Source organism: Delftia acidovorans NBRC 14950 (assembly GCF_001598795.1).
In the GTDB taxonomy this organism is placed as follows: Bacteria; Pseudomonadota; Gammaproteobacteria; order Burkholderiales; family Burkholderiaceae_C; genus Comamonas; species Comamonas acidovorans.
In genome coordinates this window covers 24,628-39,993 of sequence record NZ_BCZP01000007.1, presented here as the reverse complement: position 1 = coordinate 39,993, position 15,366 = coordinate 24,628, and the positions used below count along the sequence as shown (strand labels likewise).

Sequence of the window (15,366 nt, the reverse complement as noted above, 5' to 3'; positions counted from 1 at the left end):
TCTGAAAAGAGAAGGGAAGCGAAGCCTAGAGTTTGAACGATGCCGTCAGGCGGGAGAGCTTCTCCGACTCCTGCTGCAGCACCTGCGTGGCGGCCGAGGACTGCTCCACCAGTGCGGCGTTCTGCTGGGTCACGCGGTCCATGTCGGTCACGGCATGGCCCACCTGCTCGATGCCGCTGCTTTGCTCGCGGCTGGCCGAGGCGATCTCGGTCACGATGCCTGTGATGTTGCGCACCGTGGTGACCACTTCGCGCATGGTCTGCCCGGCCTGGTCCACCAAGGTGGCGCCGGCATCCACACGCTCCACCGAGGCCTGGATCAGCGTCTTGATCTCGCGCGCGGCCGAGGCGCTGCGCTGCGCCAGGGTGCGCACCTCGCCCGCCACGACCGCGAAGCCGCGCCCCTGGTCGCCAGCGCGCGCAGCCTCCACGGCCGCGTTCAGTGCGAGGATGTTGGTCTGGAAGGCGATGCCGTCGATCACGCCGATGATGTCCACCACGCGGCGCGACGAGGTATTGATCTCGCCCATCGTGCTCACCACCTGGTCCACCACGGTGCCGCCGCGCTCGGCCACCGCGCAGGCGCCCGAGGCGATCTGGCTTGCCTGCTGCGCGTTTTCCGCGTTCTGGTGCACGGTGGCGGTCAACTGCTCCATGGACGCCGCCGTTTCCTCCAGCGAGCTGGCCTGCTGCTCCGTGCGCTGCGACAGGTCCAGGCTGCCCGTGGCAATCTCGCCGGCCGAGCGGTGGATGATGCCCGCCGTGTCATGGATGCGCGTCACCAGTTGGCGCAGCTGCTCGCTCATGCGCTGCACCGCCGCGATCACGCTGCCTTCCGGTGCGTGCGATGCCCCCTCCAGCCCGGTTTGCGACAGATCCCCGGCGGCGATGCGGTTGGCGATCGCTGCCGCCACGGCCGGCTCTCCGCCGATGGCCTGGAGCACGCTGCGCGTGGCCATCCAGGCGATCAACGACAGCAGTGCGCCCAGCACCGCCAGCGCCGCCACCGACTTGATGATGGTGGCGATGAAGGCCTGCTGGATGTCGTCCACATAGTCACCCGCGATCAGGTCCCAGTTCCAGGAGGTGGATCGCTTGGCATAGGCCAGCTTCTCGCTGGGCTCCTTCGCGCCGGGACGGGGCCACCAGTAGGTGAGGTAGCCGTTGCCCTGGGCAGACGCGCCCACGGCGGCAATGCTGCGGTAGAGGTAGCTGCCCTTGGCGTCCTGGAAGGCGCCCATGTTCTTGCCGTTGATGCCCGGGCTTGCGGGGTTGTTCAGCACCACGGAATCCGTCGTGATGCTGGTGATGTAGCCCGCACCACCGGCATAGCGCAGCTGCCCCACGCGGGCAATGGCCGTGGCCTTGGCGTCTTCTTCAGGCAGCTTGCCGGCCTTGGCCTCTGCCGCAATGGCGGCAATCAGGCTGTCTGCCGAATCGACAAAGTCCCGCAGCGCCTGCTGCCGGGCCTCATAGGCCTTGCTGCGTGCCTGGTAGGCGTTGAACAGGGTCAGCGCAAGCAGCGCCAGCAGGCAGAAAACCAGCGGAGCCAGCAGTTTCTGGCGAAGGGACAGGGCAGGCATGGAAGCGGGTTCGAAGAAGAGGCGGGGACGCCGTGAATGCTACAGAAACTTCTTCTTTGGTTTCATGTGTTTACAAATTTTTCCGCGCTCGCACAGTGCCGGCGCAGCCCCGTTTCTGCGGAACCTGTCCTGCCGCTGCCAACTTCGGCACCAGCGCGTGCACCGCACTGCCAGGCTTGCGGTCCATCACAAGGGAGAATCACCCCATGCAAGAAACTCCGCCCCCCGCCGCCCAGCCCCGCAATCCGCTGCACGGCGTCACGCTCGAAGCCATCGTCCGTGCCCTGGAGGCCCGCTATGGCTGGCCCGCCCTGGCACGGCAGGTTCCGGTGCGCTGCTTCACGCTGGACCCCAGCGTCAGCTCCAGTCTCAAATTCCTGCGCAAGACGCCCTGGGCGCGCGAGAAGGTGGAAGCGCTCTATCTGGACATGCTGCGCAAGGACAGGCGCAGCCCCGCTTCCACAGACTGAAGGCGCAAGCCGGACGCCACCGGACAAGATGTCCAGTGCGCAGGCACAGGCTGTGCCTATCATCGGCACCGTCTCCGATCCCGCAACCCTTTCAGACACCACCATGACCCAGAGCCAGAACCCTGTCGCCGTGATTGCCTCCGCCATGAAGACGCACGGCATCGTGCCTGCGGATTTCGACATCGCCTCCATCGAGGACGAGTACGCCTTGATGGCGGCACTGCGCCAGCACACCAAGGCCGCCCAGGTCAAATTGTTCGATGGCGGCATTGGCGAAGACAACGAGGCCGACGAAGACTACGTGGCCCTGCTCAAGCGCTTCGCCAAGGCTTGCGGTGGCGCCATCGGCTATGAGGGCATCGAATCCGGCATGGAGGGCGACACCGTCACGCTGCGCTTTCAATCGGGCGGCCAGGAGCACAGCTGGTCCTTCGAGCAGGACGGTGACCGCGTCAGCGAGGAGTTTCTGGACTTCATCATTGACCACTCCAAGTCCTGCACGGCGGGGGAGTTCATCAATCTGCTCGACGAGAACTCGCTGCTGACAGGCTTTGTGCCCAAGGACATCTCCAGGCTGCTGTACAAGCACGACATCGTTTACTGAGTGCGGATGGCGGTGGCGGCGCACCCGCCTCGACTTCACATCACGCGCACGCCCAGCCCGCCCACCAGCTCGGCAGCCTGCTCATGCGAGATCAGGCTGCCCTTGAAATGCTGGCTGAGCGAGGCAATCGTCAAGCCGCGCAAGTCCGCCGAGCGCAGGTCCGCGCCATCGAACCGGGCATTCTTGAGATGGGCATCGCGCAGGCTTGCCTTGTGGAAAACGGCATCGCGGAAGTCGCAGCCGGCCAGATCGGCATCGCTGAAGTTCAGGCCTTCCAGCGTTTTCTTGCGGAAGGACATGCCGCGCAGATCGGCACCAATCAGCAGGGACTCATGAAAATCAATGCCCAGGGTTTGCGCACCGCCAAACCTGGCGCCCGTCAGCTTGACTTCAAGAAAGCGCGCTGAGGCCAGCTTGGCCAATTCCCAGTTGGTGTTGTTCAGGTCGCTCTGGCAAAACAGGGCATCCGTCAGGTTGGCCAGCCGAAAATCGGCGTGGCCCGCCTTGCAATGCAGCCAGCGGGTGCCGGCCAGTTGGCAGCTTTCAAAGCAGGTGTCGGCAAAACTGCACTCCACAAATTGCGCGCCCTGCAAATCGAGTTGATAGAGATTCAATCCATCGAATTCGCATTGCTCGAAACCAAGGCCATCAGAGGCTTCTTGTTTCAATAGCTCCGACAAACGGTCCTCATCAAAAATCTGATTGACGATGGTTTTTGTGGAAGGCGTTGTTTGCATGGTCAATATCAGGCATGGCGTATTTCAGAAAGGCTGGGCAGTGTATGGCCTTGCCGCGCGCAGGTGTGAAATGCCCTTGGGATTTTTCAAGGGCATATATTGCGCAGTTTGACGGATGAAAAAACCTGTGAGCACACGGGTTGCGGGCTGCTTCCGGTGCCGGTTCCGCCCTCCAAGAAGGGCGGAGCCGGCGTGCCCACGTCCCCCGTGGCTGCGTACCGGGAGCTTGCTGACCGGGGCTTGCTGACCAGGTGGCTGCTTGGCGGACATGCATCTGTCGAAAAACCCTTACAGGAAGATGCCATTTGATATTACAAATTGTGTCTCGCGTGACGAGGGCATCAGTGAATAATCTGTAGAAAAATATGGTTGGTACACCAGCTGTATTTTCACCAATGCAGTTCCCTGGCAGCCTCAACGAATAATTTATTTGAAATCCAGCAAATATCTATGACCGGAATTATCCAGCAAACACTCCAAAATGATATTGATGCCTTGATCCATGATTGGATGGCCCAGGCCAGCATGGGTGATTCCACGCTTGGAAAGAATGCTGAAAAAGAAGCGCGCGGGATTATCAACGCCATTGTGGGCGCCTTCGCCTCCGGCGCCGATCCGCAAAGGTTTTCGGACGAGGGCTGGAATCCCGCGCGGCGCCTGCTGGCCGAGCTGTCCCGCACCCGCGCCGCCCAGGGCCAGCGTGCCGGTGAAACCAGCCAGTTCATCCTGTCGCTGAAAAAGCCGCTGTTCGCACACATCCAGCGCGGGCTGTCGGGCGATCCTGCAGCGGCCATCCAGGAAATCTGGAAGGCCACCGTGCTGGTGGACAACATGGCCCAGCACACGGTCAGCAGCTTCCAGCAGGCACGCGAGGAGATCATCATCCGCCAGCAGGAAGAATTGCTGGAGCTGTCCACCCCCGTCGTCAAGCTGTGGGAGGGGGTGCTGGCCATTCCGCTGATCGGCACGCTGGACAGCAACCGCACCCAGGTGGTGATGGAATCCCTGTTGCAAAGCCTGGTGTCGACCGAGTCGGAGCTGGCCATCATCGACATCACCGGCGTGCCGACGGTGGACACGCTGGTGGCCCAGCACCTGCTGCGTACCGTGACGGCCATTCGCCTGATGGGCGCGGAATGCATCATCAGCGGCATCAGGCCCCAGATTGCCCAGACCATCGTGCACCTGGGCATCGACATGCGCGACATCACCACCAAGGCCACGCTGGCCGAGGCGCTCAAGCTGGCCATGGGCAAGACCGGCTGGCGCATCACCCGCCAGACACAGGAGTGAGCCATCCATGGACCGCATTCCAATCCTGCGCATGGGCGATGTGCTGCTGGTTTCCATCCAGATCGACATGCAGGACCAGACGGCGCTGGCGCTCCAGGACGACCTGGCCGAGCGCATCGCGAGCACGGGCGCCAGCGGCGTCATGATCGATATCTCGGCGCTGGAGGTGGTGGACTCCTTCGTCGGGCGCATGCTGGTGACCATCTCGGGCATTGCCCGCATCCTGTCTGCCGCCACCGTCGTGGTGGGCATGCAGCCTGCCGTTGCAATCACCCTGGTGGAGTTGGGCCTGTCCCTTGGCGGGGTCAGGACGGCGATGACCGTCGAGAGGGGATTGGCCCTTTTGCGGGCCCAGCAGTCGGGAGCCACCCTTGGAACATGATCGCAGCGGCCAAATGCCGTTACAAAACGAGCAGCAGATTGTTGCCACGCGCCAAACGGTGCGCTCGCTTTGCCAGATGCTGAAGTTCTCGCTGGTCGATCAGACAAAGATGATTACCGCTGCAAGCGAGCTGTCCCGCAATACGCTGATTCATGGAAAAGGTGGCCACATGAACTGGGCCATCATCGAAGTCAATGGAAAACAGGCCTTGCAATTGATTTTTGAAGACACAGGGCCTGGAATCAAGGATCTGAAAATGGCCATGACCGATGGTTTCACCACCGGCACGGGAATGGGCCTGGGCCTGCCGGGAAGCAAGCGGCTGGTGAATGATTTCAAGATAGAAACCGAGCTGGGCCAGGGCACACGAGTGAGTATCACCAAGTGGAAGTAATCCGGGGCTGGACCCATCGTTCATTTCCAATAGGCGATGCGAGCCGTGTGGGTGAGGTCAGGCGCCATGTGGTTGCACTGGCCTCCGACATGGGCTGGGGCGACGAGGACATGGGCCGTTCGGGGCTGGTGGCGACCGAGCTGGCCACCAACCTGGTGCGGCATGCCCGGGACGCTGAAATCTGGATAGCCGCGCGGCCGCCCCTGCATGACATCGAAATCATCTGTGTCGACCGCGGCCCGGGCATCGAGGACATTGCCACCGCCATGCAGGACGGGGTGAGCACCGGCTCGGGCTCGCCGGGCACGGGCCTGGGGGCCATCTCCAGGGTGGCCGACGACTTCTTTGTCGTCTCTGAAGCCACCGGCACGGTGAGCCTGGCGCGGCTGCGCAAAGGCCGCAGGGCGCCGTCGGCACTGTCGCTGCGCATGGGCGCCGTTTGCCTGGCCGTGGCGCCCGAGACCATCAGCGGCGACGCCTGGGCGGTCAGGTCGGGCGCGGGGCTGGCCGAGGTGCTGGTGGTCGATGGCCTGGGCCATGGACCGCTGGCGGGCGAGGCGGCCCGGGCGGCGGTCGATGTCTTTGCGTCGCAGAACTGGAATGGGAACGGGAACGGCGGTGCCTATGCCGCCATGCCGCTGGAGGAGTTCGTGGCCCAGGCCCATGCAGCGCTGCGTGGCACGCGCGGGGCGGCCCTGTTGGCGGTGCGCTTCGGCGCACAGGGCGTGCACAGCTGCGGTGCGGGAAACATCAGTGGCAGGCTTTTCAATGGCGTGGCCAGCCTTTCCCTGAGCAGCCAGCACGGCACGGCAGGTGTACAGATCTCGCGGCCCAGGGTGGCCGACTGCTCCAGCCTTGACCATGGCGTTCTGGTGCTGCACTCCGACGGCGTGTCCGCCCGCTGGAAGCATGGGGACTATGCGGGCCTGCTGGGCAGGGACCCCGGCCTGCTGGCTGCCTGCCTTCTCTGGCACAACACCCGCAGCAGGGATGACGCCACCGTGGTCGTCCTCAAGGCCGAGGAAGAGCAATGAACGAAGACGATCTCAAAGCTGAACTGGAACTGTGCCGCGCCGAGATCAGGTCCTTGCGCGAGGAGCTGGACGAGACCAATCGCGGCGTGGTCGCGCTCTACGGCGAGCTGGATGTGCAGGCCGAGAAGCTGCGCAAGGCCACCGAACTCAAGAGCCATTTCCTCTCCTACATGAGCCATGAGTTCCGCACGCCCATAGGCGCCATCCGCAGCAATGCGCGCCTGCTGCTGGACCATGTGGATGGACCGCTCACCACCGAGCAGACCCGGCAGGTCGGCTTCATCCAGGAAACCGCCGCCGAGTTTTCCGAGATGGTCAACGACCTGCTCGACCTGGCCAAGATCGAGGCGGGCCGCCTGGAAATCTCGCCGGGCTGGTTCGAGATGATGGATTTGTTTGCCGCCTTGCGCGGCATGTTCAAGGCCATGGCGGACAACGTGGAGTTGAGCCTGGTGTTCGAAGAGCCCGGTGATCTGCCGCGCTTCTACACCGACAACCGCAAGCTCTCGCAGATCCTCAGAAACTTCATCTCCAATGCACTGAAATTCACGCCGCAGGGCGAGATCAAGGTGTCGGCAGAGCTGGTGGGGGACATGCTGGTGAAATTTTCGGTGGCGGATACCGGCATAGGCATCGCCTCGGAATTCCACGACGCGATTTTCAATGACTTCACCCAGGTCGATTCACCCATCCAGAAGCGCCTGCGGGGCACGGGCCTGGGCCTGGCCCTGTCCAAGCAGCTGGCACAGCTTCTGGGGGGCTGGGTGGAAGTGCAAAGCGCCCTGGGCGAAGGCTCGACCTTTTCCGTGATCGTTCCCGCGCATCTTCCGGTCGATACCAAGGATCTGAAGGCCTGATACGGCCAAGCCGGTCTTCATCCCATCAAAAACAACAGGAACATCATGCCCAAGAACACGACTGGAATGATTCTTCCCTCATTCGACCGAAGCCTGCACACCATTCTTGTCGTTGATGACAACCCTGCCACGCGCTACTCCACGGCACGGGTCATCAGGGCGGCGGGATTCCAGACGGTCGAGGCGGAAACCGGGGAAAAGGCCATTGCCCTGTCGGAGACCGGCGTGGCAGCCGTGGTGCTGGATGTGCACTTGCCCGATATCTCGGGCTTTGACGTATGCCGCACCATCCGCGGTGCGCGGCACACCAGCCTGATTCCCGTGGTGCACCTGTCGGCCGAGTATGTGAAAAGCAACCACCAGGTGGCGGGCCTCAACGCAGGGGCCGACGCCTACATGGTGCACCCCGTGGAGCCGCAGCTGCTGATTGCCACGCTGCATGCCCTGATCCGCGCACGCCTGGCGGAAGACGGGCTGCGCCGCAGCGAGTCACGCTTTCGCGCCATCTATGACCAGGCGCCGGCGGCCATGATGCTGGTCAGCACCGGCGGCCTGATTAGCGATGCCAACTCCCAGGCGCAGGCACTGCTGCAGCGCGGCATTGACGACCTGGCGGGCAAACCGCTGGCCGGCTTTGTTCCGCAGGCCGTTCGGGAAAAAGCTGCGCAGCAATTGGCCGAAGACCCAGAAAAGTCCTGGCGCGGCGAGTTCCCCATCCTCCAGGCAGACGGGCAGGAGCGCCTGATCTCCTGGAAGTTCTCCGATCCCATCGAGCCCGGCATCCGCCTGGCCGTGGCCCAGGACCTGACGGAGTCGCTGGAGTTCGAGAGGCAGCGCCAGCAGATGCTGGAGCAGGAGCAGGCGGCGCGCGTGGCCGCAGAGCGCATCAGCCGCACCAAGGATGATTTTGTCGCCGTGCTTTCGCATGAACTGCGCACGCCGCTGTCCCTGCTCAACGGGGGCACGCATTTGCTCAAGCGCGCCAACCTCAGCGAGGCCATGCTCAAGAAGGGCATAGATGCCATCGAGAAAGGCGTGAAGGCACAAAGCCGCATCATTGCGGACATTCTGGATATCTCGCGCCTGACGACGGGAAAACTCAATCTGCACCGCGAGGAGGTCAATGTCTGCTCATTGGCCGTGCAAAGCCTGGAGCCGTTGCGCGACAACGCCGCCGACAAGAACATCACCCTGCAGTTCGAGGCGCCGTCCGATGACATCATGGCGTGGATCGATGTCACGCGATTCCAGCAAATCCTGTGGAACCTGGTCTCCAACGCCATCAAGTTCTCCAATGCGCGCAGCGTGGTGAAGGTGGGCCTTGAAATCAGGGACGAAAGCCTGGTGATGAGCGTGGCGGACGAGGGCGTGGGCATCGCGCCTGAATTCCTCCCGCATGTCTTCGAGCGCTTCTCGCAGGCCTCCGCCCCCGCCACCCGTGGCCATTCCGGCCTGGGATTGGGGCTGTCCATCGTCAAGCACCTGGTGGAGCTGCATGGGGGCACCGTGCGTGCCCACAGCGAAGGCGTGGGCCGTGGCGTCACCATGCGGGTGGAGATTCCGCTGCACGAGGCAAGCGCCTCCCAGGCCGACCCGATGAATGCGCATCTTGAAAATGGCGAATCCCTGGAAGGCAAGGACATCGTCATCGTTGAAGACAATGCGGACACCAGCGAAATGCTGAAAGTGGTGCTGACCGACCAGGGTGCCACCGTCAGGAGTGCCGAGAACTTCGACCAGGCCATGGCCCTGGTCCAGGCGCAGTGGCCCAGCCTCATCGTCAGCGACATAGGGCTGCCGGGAAAGGACGGGTTCCAGCTGGTCAAGGCCCTGCGCGAAGCGGAGGCCGCTCACTTTGGCGGAACAAGACAGGTGAAGATCGTGGCGCTCAGCGCCTTTGCCCGGGAGCAGGACCGCACCCAGGCGCTGCAGGCAGGCTTTGACCACTATCTGGAAAAGCCGCTGCAGCCGCACCTACTCATCCGGGTGCTGCTGGAGCAGGGCTGATCGTCTGGCCCAGCGCCTGGGCCAGGAACTCGGCCGTGACGCGCACCCGGGCCGTGCGCTGCAGGTCGGGGTGCATGACCTGCCAGACCTCGTAGTCGTCCGAGCGCTGGCGCTGGGGCCAGATGCGCAGCAGGCCTTCGCGCTCGCCCATGCTCACGGGCATTTCGCCCAGGCCGATGCCGGCCGCCACGGCCTTGCGCACCAGCAGGCTCGAGTTGGCGGCCATGGCGATCCGGGCCTGGCGCGCGGGCACATCGACCATGGTGGGAACGGGCCGCTGCTCCAGGAAGGGGCCGTAGACCACGAGGTGGTGGCCGCGCAACTCGTCCTCTGCCGACGGCTGGCCAAAGCGCGCCACGTAGGCTGCGCTCGCAAACAGTCCCACGGGCCAGGCAACCACGCGGCGCACCACCAGCTCGGGTGCCTCGGGGCGAACGTTGCGAAACGCGATATCGGCCTGGCGGCGGCCCAGGTTCAGCATGTGCGTGGACACCTCCAGATCGACGCGGATGCCGGGCCAGCGCTGCTGCAGGCGTTCTATGGCGGGCAGCAGGAATTCGGTTGCGATCGAGTCGGTGCTGGTCACGCGCACCAGGCCGGCCGGGCTGTCGTCCAGCCCCTCGATGCGCGTGCGCAGGTCCAGCGCCGCGCCTTCCATGCGCCGCGCGGCGCCCAGCGCGGCCTCGCCAGCGGCGGTGAGCAGGTAGCCATCCCTGGCGCGCAAAAACAGCTTGCTGCCCAGCTCGGCCTCCAGCGCGTTCAGGCGGCGGCCCACGGTGGCCTGGTCCACGCCCAGGCTGCGCGCGGCGGCGCGCAGGGAGGGCGTGCGCGTCAGCGCGAGGAAGATGCGGGTGTCATCCCAGTTCATGGCGGTTTCGTTGATGCAGATTTGCAGCACTGTAGAGCGAAATCGCTGCGTTTGAGCGGCTTGGAGCAGTCGTAAGCTTTGGGTATCGGACCTTCAACCCTTTTTTGAATACTCATTGCGCAATGAAAGACAGCACAAGCATGCAAGCCATTGTTTTCGACGACTTCGGCGGCCCCGAAGTGCTCGTGGCCCGCGACGTGGCCCGGCCCGAAGTCCGGCCCCATGACCTTCTGGTGCGCAACGCCGCGATTGGCGTGAACCGTGCCGATGTATCCCACCGCAAGGGCGCCTATGGCCGCGCCCACTTTGGCGAATCCGACCTCATGGGCCTGGAGATCGCCGGCACCGTGGTGGAGGTGGGCGCGCAGGTGCAGGGCTTTGCCGTGGGCGACCGCGTCATGGGCATCGTGGGCGGCGGCGCCTATGCCGAGCTGTCGCGCATCGACCACCGCATGGCCATGCATGTGCCCGAGAGCCTGTCGCTGACCGACGCCGGCGCGGTGGCCGAAGTCTTCGTCACCGCGCATGAGGCGCTGTTCCACCTGGCCAGCCTGCAGCCCGGCGAATCGGTGCTGATCCACGCGGCGGGCAGCGGCGTGGGCTCGGCGGCCGTACAACTGGCGCATGCGGCCGGCGCGCGCGTGTTTGCCACGGCCAGCGGCGACAAGCGGGACGCCGTCACGGGCCTTGGCGCCGATGTGTTCATCGACTACCGCAGCGAAGACTTCCAGGCCGTGGTGGCCGACAGGACGGGCGGCAAGGGCGTGGACGTGGTGGTCGATTTCATTGGCGCCCCCTACCTGGAGCGCAATATGCGCTCGCTGGGCATGGGCGGGCGCATGGTCTGCGTGGGCCTGCTGGGCGGCGCGCTGGCGGCGGCCGTGCCCATGGATGTGCTGCTGTACAAGCACCTGCGGATCTTCGGCACGGTGATGAAGTCGCGCCCGCCCGAAGTCAAGCAGGCCATGGTCCAGCGCTTCGCCCAGCGCTGGCTGCCCGCGCTGGCGGCCGGCACCATCCGCCCGGTGATCGACAGCACCTACCCGCTGGCCGAGGCCGCGCAGGCGCACCGGCGCATGGAATCGGGCCAGAGCGTGGGCAAGCTGCTGCTGATCCCTGAGCAGGCCGGGCAGTAAGGCGCCTGCCCGGGGCGCGCATCCCCTGGGCAGGAATCCTCAAGTTCTGCAATATTCCAAGTCTCCGGATGCGCGCAGCCCTGCGCGCATCCAGTCTCTCAACCAGGAGCGATGCCCTCGGCCGCCCTCCCGCGCCGACATCGAGCCGCCTCTCCAGGAGATATCCATGATTGTTGAAATTGCCGAACTGAGGGTCGATCCCGCCAGGCACGAGGAATTCGGCCAGGCCCTGACCCAGGCCGTGGCCGACGTGCTGTCCAAGGCCGGTGGATACCGTGGGCACAGCATTCTTGCCTGCATGGAAACGCCCGGCCGCTACGTGCTGCAGGTGAACTGGGAGACCCTGGAAGACCACACCGTGGGCTTTCGCGAGTCACCCGCCTTCGCGCAGTGGCGCGCCATCATCGGCCCATACTTTGCGCAGGCACCGCATGTGGAGCATTTCGTGGTGAAGGATGCGCGGGCGAACTGAGCCTGGCATCTGCGGCCGCGCCGCCCGCCCTTCGTGGGCGTGGCGGGCGTGGCAGGCGCTGGGGGCGCGCTTGCATTGGCTTGCGCAGCGCACCTGGCCCGTGCGAGCAGGGGCTGCGCACACACTCAGCCCAGCTTGTGCCGTGTCCTGAGCAGTCCCACACCCAGCGCGATGAAGGTGCCGCCCACGATGCGGTTGAACAGCTTGGCGTGTGCCACCAGGTGGCCCTTGATCAGGGAGATGAGCAGCACGTAGCAGGCGTGCGAGATCAGGGCGCAGACCGCGAAGGTGGTGGTCAGCACCAGGTACTGCGTGAGCAGCGGCTCGCCCGGGACGACAAACTGGGGAAACAGCGCCGAGAAGAACAGGATGGCCTTGGGATTGGTCAGCGACACGCCCATGCCCTGGGCCACCAGTTGCCAGTTCTTACGCTCGCGCCGCTGGGTGGGGGCCAGGCCCGCATCGCTGCCCAGCAAGCCGTCCTTGCTGCGCCAGCGCTTGACGCCCAGCCAGATCAGGTACATGGCGCCCGCCACCTTCATGGCCAAAAATGCATGGGCCGACATGGCGAGGATGGTCCCCATGCCGATCATCGCCAGCCCGGACACCACAAAGATGCCGACCGAGCTGCCCAGCGAGCTCAGTGCCGTTCGCCTTGCGCCCACGTCCACCGAGTTGGAGATGGCCAGCAACACGGCGGGGCCGGGGGTGAAGCACATCAACAGCGAGACGCCGCAGAAAACAAGCCAGTGGGCGATGGTCATGATCGAGGGGAGGTCGGTGGGGGAAGACAGCCAACATTCTCGTGCAATTGGGGGGTCTTCGCGGCCTTGGCGTTGCCAATGGCACCGGCCCGTGCAAACAGCTGCATGGCCCAGCCCGCGCAGGCCGCCGCACAGGCCCAGACCAGCCCCCAGCCCTGGGCCGACAGCAGATGCGGTATGGCCAGGGGCACCAGAAAGCAGACCGCGAACACGGAGGTATTGGCCATGCCCAGCGCCGTGCCCGCGCGGGCTGCGCCGGCCATCCCGGCCAGCTGCGTGTAGGCCACGCCATGCCAGGCGGACACGCAGATGCCGCAGATGCCCAGCATCACCATGAGAGCCACACCCATCGCAGCAGACCCGACCGGGTGGCCGGCCCAGCTCAGGACCGCAAGGCCCGCGAACAGCGCCAGGGTGAGCTGGCAGCAGGCGCGCAGAAAGGCGGGCCTGTTCCGGTGCCTGTCGGTCCAGCGGCCGCTCCAGATCCGCAAGGCCATGGAAGCCAGTTGCACGACCGACATGAGGGCGGCCGCCGCGCCCAGCCCCAACTGGGCATGGTCATGCAGGAACACCATACCAAAGGACAGCACGGCGAACTGCGGGGCGCACAGGATGCCGATGCCGGCGGCCATGCGCCAGGCCTGCAGATCGCGCAATGGGCCGAGTGTGGTGGATCCGGCGTGGTGCGGCGCGGCGGCCTTGCTTCGAAGCGGTGACTGCGGCGGCTCCTGAATCCACAGCGCGGCGAATGCGGCAGCCCCAAGGCACAGCGCAGCCAGCACGCCATAGACGGCGGCAAAGCCTGCATGCGTGGCCAGGCTGGTCAGCAAGGGCGCGCCGATGGCGCCACCCAGCGGCACGGCGGTCTGGCGGATGCTCATGGCCAGGCCGCGCTCGCCCTCGGCAAACCAGCCCATGACTGCCCGGCCGCTGGCGCCGTTCACGCTGCCGCCCAGCAGCCCCACCAGCACCAGGCCGCCAGCCAGCAAGCCAAACGGCGGGATATGGGCCGGCGATGGCGAAGCCCATAGCGCCATGGCCGCCAGGGCCACGGCCGTGCCGCACAGGCCGAGCAGCAGCACCGGCCGGTCACCCCAGCGGTCCGTCAGCAATCCCCAGGGCAATTCACTGAGCGCAATGCCCAGGCCCATCAGCCCCAGCGCCAGGCCCAGCGTCCGGGTGTCCAGCTGGTAGCCCGAACGCATGAGGATGGCCGTCATGGGAATCCCGCTGAAAGCCACGGAAAACGCGGCATTGGCGATGACGCCTGCCGCCAGCACCTTCCATCGGTGGCGGGGCGGGGAGGGCAAGGGCAGGAGGGGGCCCGGATCGGCGCCGGGTGCAGGAGAAGAGGAGGTCATGGGCGGCAGTATGTTGGGCCTCAACCATCCTGAAAATCACATAATTTCGTATCTACAATCCATTTTTTCAGCACGATTGGGGGCTTGGCAATGACACGCGTTCTCTATGACCTGGATGTGCTGCGCACCTTTTGCACCGGCGTCGAACTGGGCAGCTTTGCCCGGGCGGCGGACCGGCTGGGCCGCTCCACATCGGCCGTCAGTGCCCAGCTCAAGAAGCTGGAGTCCCAATGCGGCACGCCCTTGCTGCGCAAGTCCGGCCGGGGGCTGGTGCTGACGGAGGCGGGGGAAACCTTGCGCGGCTATGCGCTGCGCCTGCTGGAACTCAACGACCGCGCCGTGGCGGCCGTGCGCGGCAGCGAGCTGCGCGGCCTGGTGCGCCTGGGCCTGCAGGAAGACCTGGGCGAAAGCGTGCTGCCCCATGTGCTGGGGCAGTTCGCACGTGCCCACCCGCATGTGCGCATCGAGGCCAGCGTGGCCCGCAGCGATGAACTGCGCGAACGCATCGCCCTGGGCCAGTTCGACCTGGCGCTGCTCTGGGATGTGGGCATGAACCATGCCTGCGTGCATGGCGAGCACATCATGCGGCTGCCGCTTCAGTGGATTGGCCCGGCATCGCTGGATGCGGCCGAGGCCGGCTGGGCGCGCGGCCTCAACGGCGGGGCGCAGGGCGATGAGGCGCTGCCCCTGGCCATGCTTGAGGCGCCTTGCCCCCTGCGGGACATCGTGACGGCCGCCCTGGACAAAAAGGGCCTGGCCTGGCGGCACGCCTTCAACAGCGCCAGCCTGACCGCCGTCTGGGCCGCCACGGCGGCCGGCCTGGGCCTGTCCGTGCGCACGCCGTTCGGCCTGCCCGCCCACGTCAGGCCGCTGGATGCACAGGCCCTTGGCCTGCCGGCCCTGCCGTCCATGGACCTGATCCTGGGCCGCGCCGCGCTGGATGCCCCGGAGCCCGTGGACCGCCTTGCGCGCATCCTGGTCGATGCAGTGCGCGAGCATGTGCGCAGGCAGGAAATCGCAATTTGAATTTATTTCTTCGTGATCAGGCCACTGAAATACTCATTCAGGTCACGAAAATCCTTCACCGTCCAGGCATGGGGCGGTACTTTCACGCCGTTTTCCCGCAAGGTCCGGGGAATCAAATCTCCATTCGGGCGAAGAATGACGGACGAGACAATCACGCCCGGATAATCATGCAGCCTTTTTCTGAAGGCGGCGGTCGTCAGGTCGGGCGTGGGAGGGTTGCTCTTGTTGGCCAGCGGGCCCGTGCCCCTGGCGTCTGCCCCGTGGCACATGGCGCATCTCGATGAATAGAGCTGCTTCCCATTGCTGTTGTCCGCAAAGGAGGGCGATGCCTGAATGACCAACGATATTCCCAATGACGCGGCGAAGAGTATTTTCATTT

Annotated in this window: 17 protein-coding genes; 11 read left to right on the top strand and 6 right to left on the bottom strand. The window is 65.1% G+C overall.

The window, feature by feature from the left end:
* Nucleotides 1-25: 25 nt before the first annotated feature.
* On the bottom strand, nucleotides 26-1,582 hold the full coding sequence (locus DA1_RS10670; protein ID WP_034395741.1) for a methyl-accepting chemotaxis protein: 1,557 nt from the start codon (nucleotides 1,580-1,582) through the stop codon (nucleotides 26-28).
* 206 nt (nucleotides 1,583-1,788) lie between these two features.
* On the opposite strand from DA1_RS10670, the gene DA1_RS10665 reads away from it, so the two are divergent.
* Entirely contained in the window at nucleotides 1,789-2,052 is a 264-nt protein-coding gene (locus DA1_RS10665) for a VF530 family protein (RefSeq protein WP_034395743.1), read from the top strand.
* A gap of 103 nt (nucleotides 2,053-2,155) precedes the next feature.
* Entirely contained in the window at nucleotides 2,156-2,656 is a 501-nt protein-coding gene (locus DA1_RS10660; protein ID WP_155294311.1) for a hypothetical protein, read from the top strand.
* A 35-nt stretch (nucleotides 2,657-2,691) separates the two neighbouring features.
* On the opposite strand, the gene DA1_RS10655 is transcribed toward DA1_RS10660, so the two are convergent.
* Nucleotides 2,692-3,393: a pentapeptide repeat-containing protein gene (locus tag DA1_RS10655; protein ID WP_034395749.1), complete on the bottom strand. Its 702-nt coding sequence runs from the start codon at nucleotides 3,391-3,393 to the stop codon at nucleotides 2,692-2,694.
* 450 nt (nucleotides 3,394-3,843) lie between these two features.
* Between DA1_RS10655 and DA1_RS10650 the strand changes: the two genes are divergently transcribed.
* Genes DA1_RS10650 through DA1_RS10625 form a run of 6 tightly spaced genes read left to right on the top strand, consistent with a single transcriptional unit; the run spans nucleotide 3,844 to nucleotide 9,360 of the window.
* Nucleotides 3,844-4,686: an STAS domain-containing protein gene (locus DA1_RS10650; RefSeq protein ID WP_034395752.1), complete on the top strand. Its 843-nt coding sequence runs from the start codon at nucleotides 3,844-3,846 to the stop codon at nucleotides 4,684-4,686.
* Between the two features lie 7 nt (nucleotides 4,687-4,693).
* Entirely contained in the window at nucleotides 4,694-5,068 is a 375-nt protein-coding gene (locus DA1_RS10645; protein WP_034395755.1) for an STAS domain-containing protein, read from the top strand.
* On the top strand, nucleotides 5,058-5,462 hold the full coding sequence (locus DA1_RS10640) for an anti-sigma regulatory factor (protein ID WP_080736943.1): 405 nt from the start codon (nucleotides 5,058-5,060) through the stop codon (nucleotides 5,460-5,462). Before DA1_RS10645 ends, DA1_RS10640 begins: the two co-directional genes overlap by 11 nt.
* A gap of 47 nt (nucleotides 5,463-5,509) precedes the next feature.
* Nucleotides 5,510-6,496, top strand: coding sequence for an ATP-binding protein (locus DA1_RS10635; RefSeq protein WP_232625580.1), 987 nt, complete (start codon nucleotides 5,510-5,512; stop codon nucleotides 6,494-6,496).
* Complete coding sequence (locus DA1_RS10630) at nucleotides 6,493-7,353, top strand: sensor histidine kinase (RefSeq protein WP_012206210.1); 861 nt, start codon at nucleotides 6,493-6,495, stop codon at nucleotides 7,351-7,353. Before DA1_RS10635 ends, DA1_RS10630 begins: the two co-directional genes overlap by 4 nt.
* 45 nt (nucleotides 7,354-7,398) lie before the next feature.
* Nucleotides 7,399-9,360 (top strand): hybrid sensor histidine kinase/response regulator, encoded by a 1,962-nt coding sequence (locus DA1_RS10625; protein WP_034395759.1) that lies wholly within the window; start codon nucleotides 7,399-7,401, stop codon nucleotides 9,358-9,360.
* On the opposite strand, the gene DA1_RS10620 is transcribed toward DA1_RS10625, so the two are convergent.
* Nucleotides 9,332-10,228: a LysR family transcriptional regulator gene (locus tag DA1_RS10620; protein ID WP_034398816.1), complete on the bottom strand. Its 897-nt coding sequence runs from the start codon at nucleotides 10,226-10,228 to the stop codon at nucleotides 9,332-9,334. The two genes, DA1_RS10625 and DA1_RS10620, sit on opposite strands and share 29 nt — an antisense overlap.
* Before the next feature lie 122 nt (nucleotides 10,229-10,350).
* Between DA1_RS10620 and DA1_RS10615 the strand changes: the two genes are divergently transcribed.
* Both DA1_RS10615 and DA1_RS10610 read left to right on the top strand, forming a co-directional pair.
* On the top strand, nucleotides 10,351-11,364 hold the full coding sequence (locus tag DA1_RS10615) for an NAD(P)H-quinone oxidoreductase (RefSeq protein WP_034395761.1): 1,014 nt from the start codon (nucleotides 10,351-10,353) through the stop codon (nucleotides 11,362-11,364).
* Nucleotides 11,365-11,530: 166 nt separating this feature from the next.
* Entirely contained in the window at nucleotides 11,531-11,836 is a 306-nt protein-coding gene (locus DA1_RS10610) for an antibiotic biosynthesis monooxygenase family protein (RefSeq protein WP_034395763.1), read from the top strand.
* Between the two features lie 125 nt (nucleotides 11,837-11,961).
* Here the strand turns inward: DA1_RS10610 and DA1_RS10605 are convergent, their stop codons facing one another.
* Together DA1_RS10605 and DA1_RS10600 are read right to left on the bottom strand one after the other, a co-directional pair.
* Nucleotides 11,962-12,600, bottom strand: coding sequence for a LysE family translocator (locus tag DA1_RS10605; RefSeq protein ID WP_013801864.1), 639 nt, complete (start codon nucleotides 12,598-12,600; stop codon nucleotides 11,962-11,964).
* Nucleotides 12,597-13,961, bottom strand: coding sequence for an MFS transporter (locus tag DA1_RS10600; protein ID WP_034395766.1), 1,365 nt, complete (start codon nucleotides 13,959-13,961; stop codon nucleotides 12,597-12,599). The genes DA1_RS10605 and DA1_RS10600 overlap by 4 nt, the downstream gene beginning before the upstream one ends.
* 90 nt (nucleotides 13,962-14,051) lie before the next feature.
* On the opposite strand from DA1_RS10600, the gene DA1_RS10595 reads away from it, so the two are divergent.
* Nucleotides 14,052-14,987: a LysR substrate-binding domain-containing protein gene (locus tag DA1_RS10595; protein ID WP_034395769.1), complete on the top strand. Its 936-nt coding sequence runs from the start codon at nucleotides 14,052-14,054 to the stop codon at nucleotides 14,985-14,987.
* Between the two features lie 2 nt (nucleotides 14,988-14,989).
* Here the strand turns inward: DA1_RS10595 and DA1_RS10590 are convergent, their stop codons facing one another.
* Complete coding sequence (locus DA1_RS10590; protein ID WP_034395772.1) at nucleotides 14,990-15,364, bottom strand: cytochrome c; 375 nt, start codon at nucleotides 15,362-15,364, stop codon at nucleotides 14,990-14,992.
* Nucleotides 15,365-15,366: the final 2 nt, after the last annotated feature.

What these genes read in the sequence shown, in the direction of transcription:
- DA1_RS10670 (WP_034395741.1), bottom strand. Translation starts at nt 1,582, where the DNA reads ATGCCTGCCCTGTCCCTTCGCCAGAAACTGCTGGCTCCGCTGGTTTTC.
- DA1_RS10665 (WP_034395743.1), top strand. Translation starts at nt 1,789, where the DNA reads ATGCAAGAAACTCCGCCCCCCGCCGCCCAGCCCCGCAATCCGCTGCAC.
- DA1_RS10660 (WP_155294311.1), top strand. Translation starts at nt 2,156, where the DNA reads ATGACCCAGAGCCAGAACCCTGTCGCCGTGATTGCCTCCGCCATGAAG.
- DA1_RS10655 (WP_034395749.1), bottom strand. Translation starts at nt 3,393, where the DNA reads ATGCAAACAACGCCTTCCACAAAAACCATCGTCAATCAGATTTTTGAT.
- DA1_RS10650 (WP_034395752.1), top strand. Translation starts at nt 3,844, where the DNA reads ATGACCGGAATTATCCAGCAAACACTCCAAAATGATATTGATGCCTTG.
- DA1_RS10645 (WP_034395755.1), top strand. Translation starts at nt 4,694, where the DNA reads ATGGACCGCATTCCAATCCTGCGCATGGGCGATGTGCTGCTGGTTTCC.
- DA1_RS10630 (WP_012206210.1), top strand. Translation starts at nt 6,493, where the DNA reads ATGAACGAAGACGATCTCAAAGCTGAACTGGAACTGTGCCGCGCCGAG.
- DA1_RS10625 (WP_034395759.1), top strand. Translation starts at nt 7,399, where the DNA reads ATGCCCAAGAACACGACTGGAATGATTCTTCCCTCATTCGACCGAAGC.
- DA1_RS10620 (WP_034398816.1), bottom strand. Translation starts at nt 10,228, where the DNA reads ATGAACTGGGATGACACCCGCATCTTCCTCGCGCTGACGCGCACGCCC.
- DA1_RS10615 (WP_034395761.1), top strand. Translation starts at nt 10,351, where the DNA reads ATGAAAGACAGCACAAGCATGCAAGCCATTGTTTTCGACGACTTCGGC.
- DA1_RS10610 (WP_034395763.1), top strand. Translation starts at nt 11,531, where the DNA reads ATGATTGTTGAAATTGCCGAACTGAGGGTCGATCCCGCCAGGCACGAG.
- DA1_RS10605 (WP_013801864.1), bottom strand. Translation starts at nt 12,600, where the DNA reads ATGACCATCGCCCACTGGCTTGTTTTCTGCGGCGTCTCGCTGTTGATG.
- DA1_RS10600 (WP_034395766.1), bottom strand. Translation starts at nt 13,961, where the DNA reads ATGACCTCCTCTTCTCCTGCACCCGGCGCCGATCCGGGCCCCCTCCTG.
- DA1_RS10595 (WP_034395769.1), top strand. Translation starts at nt 14,052, where the DNA reads ATGACACGCGTTCTCTATGACCTGGATGTGCTGCGCACCTTTTGCACC.
- DA1_RS10590 (WP_034395772.1), bottom strand. Translation starts at nt 15,364, where the DNA reads ATGAAAATACTCTTCGCCGCGTCATTGGGAATATCGTTGGTCATTCAG.